Below are 3,088 nucleotides of genomic sequence, written 5' to 3'. Positions count from 1 at the left end.
CCGCTAGCCGCCCCGTTCGTGGCGGTGCTCGCGGTGGACGCGAGGCTGCCATTCAGCGCGCCATCGCCCGACGCCGTCAGTCCGCGCGCCGCACCGAGCGCCCCTTCACCCGCCGCGGTACCGGCCACGCTGCCGTTGGCACTGTGTTCCGCAGAATTCGCAGCGCTGCCATTCGCGCCGCGCACTGCATCGCTGACGACACTGCCCGTCGCGCCACCGGCCGCGTTACCGGCCAAGCTGCCGTTTGCACTGCGTGCGGCGTCGCTGGTTGCGCTACCGGTCGCGCTGCCGGTTGCATTGCCGGTTGCGCTGCCATTGGCCGCACCTTGCATGCTGCCTTGCGCGCTGCTTGCAGTGGCGCGCGCGCTATCGACGGTGCTGCGCACGGCGGGCTGCAGTTCGCCCAGCGGCCGCCCGATGCCATTGAAGCTGCTCATCCCCCCAAGCGACCCGCCCAGCCCTCCGCGCATCCCGCCGCCCAGCATCCCCCCGAGCTGCCGCGCCTCGGCGCTGCCCGTGGCACACACGCCCATCAACGACACAGCGATCGACAGGGCACGAATGAAGGTCTTGGTTTGCATGATTGGTCTCCTTGATCTGGCGCGGACCATTCCGCCGCCTCTGCAAGGAAAACGCCCCGCGCCCCCAACTCCTTCCCAGCCCAAGTGTAAGAATTCGTAACTCAGCCGAATGCGTGATCAGCGGATGACGCCCGGATCGATCCTGAACTCCGCACCCACCACGCCAAACCCGAGAACTGGCGAGCGCACACCTCCAGCCCGCAGTCTCAGTGCGTCCACCGCGCGCCGCGCCAGCGCCACATCCGGCCCCGTCACTTGCTCCGCCAGCAGCGCCGCGACAATCGGCGCCGCGAAAGACGTGCCGCGCACCGCGCGAAACGCCCCGCTCTCCCAGTCCGCGCTCACCATCTGATGCCCGGGCGCCGCGAACATCACTTGCGGCCCCTGCGCCGCTTCCGGCAGCACCTGTCCGTTGCGGTCCACCGCCGTCACACCCACCACACCGGGATAGCTGGCCGGGTATAGCGGCGCAGCCGCAGGTCCATCGTTCCCTACCGCCGCCACCAGCACATGCCCACGCTTGATCATATTGGCGACCACGCGCTCCAGCACCACATTCGGCGGCCCGACGATGGACAGGTTGATGACCCCCACCTGCTGCCGCCCCAACCACGCCAGCGCCGCCGCAATCCGGTCCGCCGAGCCGCCGGTCGGCTCATCGCAATAGACATCCGCCGCGTAGAGGTGGCCCTCCGGCGCCACGCCAAGGAAGCGGCGCGCCCGTCCCACCATTAGCGACGCCACCGCTGTCCCGTGCTGCGCTGGCCGCGCCATTCCCCCACAGCCCCACTGCTCGATGCGCGCCCGCGAAAACACGATATGCCGCGCATCCACCCCGCTATCGACCAATCCGATCCGCCGCTCTCCCGCCCGCGCCGGCGCGCCATCGGTTCCCGCGAGCGCACCCGCACCAGGCCGCGCCACTCCGTCCGCCACGCCGTCTCCGCTGCGTCCGCGCTGGCCGCCGCTCGTCCCGGCCCCATCTCCCGGACCCGATGACCTGCCGGCGGCCACGCCCATCGCGGCCTCTGCACCGAAGTAGATATGGTTGAAGTCATACGCGCCATCCGGATCGGCCAACCGCAACTGCGCCAGCACCCGCGCCGCATCCACGCCGGCCGGCACGCGCAGGATCACCACCGCATCCTCTTCTGGCTCGCCTGGAACGCCAGCAGCTTCCGCCTGTCGCACAAGGCCTAGCCGCTCGGCCGCTGCCAACCCAGCCGCGGAGGGCGCCACCGCCACCAGCTGCCCCGCCACTGCCACAAACCCGCGCGGATCCACCCGTAGCACATCCGCATGCCTGCGCAGCAGCTCCCTCGCCACATCAAGCCGCTGGCCGGCCACGCTCTGCACCGGCCGCAGCGGATCCTGCAACAGATGCGTATCCAGCGGCCCTACGCGTCCCGGCAGCGGCAACTGCAAGGACGGCAACCGCAGCTGCGCCCTCGCATCCGCGCCAGAAAAAAGAAGAACCGCAGCCACGCCGAGCGCGCAGCCAAGAGAGCGAAACATATGCATGAGCCGATGATAATATAGCCAGTCACACCTTATTCAACGATTGGCCGACGGAAGAAAATCCGCAGCCCAGTCGTTATCCACATAGACCATGACATCGCTGCACGCAGAGATCGCGGCGCTGCTGCCGCGGATGCGCCGCTTTGCGCGGACCATCGCCTACAACCGGGAAGACGCGGACGACTTGGTGCAGGCCGCGCTGGAGCGCGCGCTCGTGCATGGCGCGCAGTGGCAGCCCGGCACGCGCCTGGACAGCTGGATCTTCCGCATCATGAAGAACGCGTGGATCGATGAAGTACGCAGCCGCCAGCGGCGCGACAAGCTGTTTGCGCCGGAGGAGGACGGGCTGCTGGTCGGCGACGCGTCGGCGGAAGCGCACCAGCAGCGGCTCGACGTGCAGCGCGCGGTGGCGCGGCTGTCCGAGGACCACCGCATCGTGATTGGCCTGGTGCTCGTGGACGGGCTGCCATACAAGGAAGCGGCCGAAGTGCTCGCGATCCCGGTGGGCACGCTCACCAGCCGCCTGGCGCGAGCACGCGAGGCATTGCAGGCCATCCTGGCCGAACAACCGAGAGCATCAGCATGACGATCAGCGACGAACAATTGATGGCGTATGCGGACGGCGAACTGCCGGAGGAGGAGCGTGCGGCAGTGGAAGCGGCCATAGCGAACGACCCGGCGCTGGCCGAGCAGGTCCACGCTCACCGCGCCCTGCGCGCCCAGCTGGCGGAAGCCTTCAGCGGCACCCTGGTCGAACCCCCGCCCGCGCGCTTCACCGAGCTTCTCGCCAGCACTCCACCGTCCGTGATTTCGCTGGACGCGCATCGCGAGTCGCGGGAACAGGAGCGTGCGCGGAGGCGCTGGTCGTGGCCCGAGTGGGGGGCTCTTGCGGCGTCGGTGGTGGCCGGCGTGGCGGCGGGCAGCATGTGGCTGCAGGGCCGCGGCCCGATCGGCAGCGAGGGCGGCGCCCTGGTCGCGCGCGGTGAACT

The 3,088-nt window shown here is 69.6% G+C and carries 3 protein-coding genes and 1 pseudogene; 2 read left to right on the top strand and 2 right to left on the bottom strand.

Annotated features, from left to right (window positions below; genetic code table 11):
* Nucleotides 1–581 (bottom strand): annotated as a pseudogene (locus E4L96_RS01865) (hypothetical protein); the annotation flags it as partial.
* Nucleotides 582–698: 117 nt separating this feature from the next.
* On the bottom strand, nucleotides 699–2,102 hold the full coding sequence (locus tag E4L96_RS01860) for a S8 family serine peptidase (RefSeq protein WP_229414184.1): 1,404 nt from the start codon (nucleotides 2,100–2,102) through the stop codon (nucleotides 699–701).
* Between the two features lie 88 nt (nucleotides 2,103–2,190).
* Between E4L96_RS01860 and E4L96_RS01855 the strand changes: the two genes are divergently transcribed.
* Together E4L96_RS01855 and E4L96_RS01850 are read left to right on the top strand one after the other, a co-directional pair.
* Complete coding sequence (locus tag E4L96_RS01855; protein ID WP_135205542.1) at nucleotides 2,191–2,685, top strand: RNA polymerase sigma factor; 495 nt, start codon at nucleotides 2,191–2,193, stop codon at nucleotides 2,683–2,685.
* Nucleotides 2,682–3,088, top strand: a 407-nt coding sequence (locus E4L96_RS01850) for an anti-sigma factor family protein (RefSeq protein ID WP_181017568.1), incomplete at its 3' end; no start/stop codon positions are given. The genes E4L96_RS01855 and E4L96_RS01850, both read left to right, overlap by 4 nt.

Source organism: Zemynaea arenosa, from assembly GCF_004614185.1.
Classification (GTDB): Bacteria; Pseudomonadota; Gammaproteobacteria; order Burkholderiales; family Burkholderiaceae_D; genus Telluria; species Telluria arenosa.
This window is presented reverse-complemented; position numbering and strand designations above follow the sequence as displayed.

Coding starts and splice junctions, on each gene's coding strand:
- E4L96_RS01860 (WP_229414184.1), bottom strand. CDS start 2,102: ATGCATATGTTTCGCTCTCTTGGCTGCGCGCTCGGCGTGGCTGCGGTT.
- E4L96_RS01855 (WP_135205542.1), top strand. CDS start 2,191: ATGACATCGCTGCACGCAGAGATCGCGGCGCTGCTGCCGCGGATGCGC.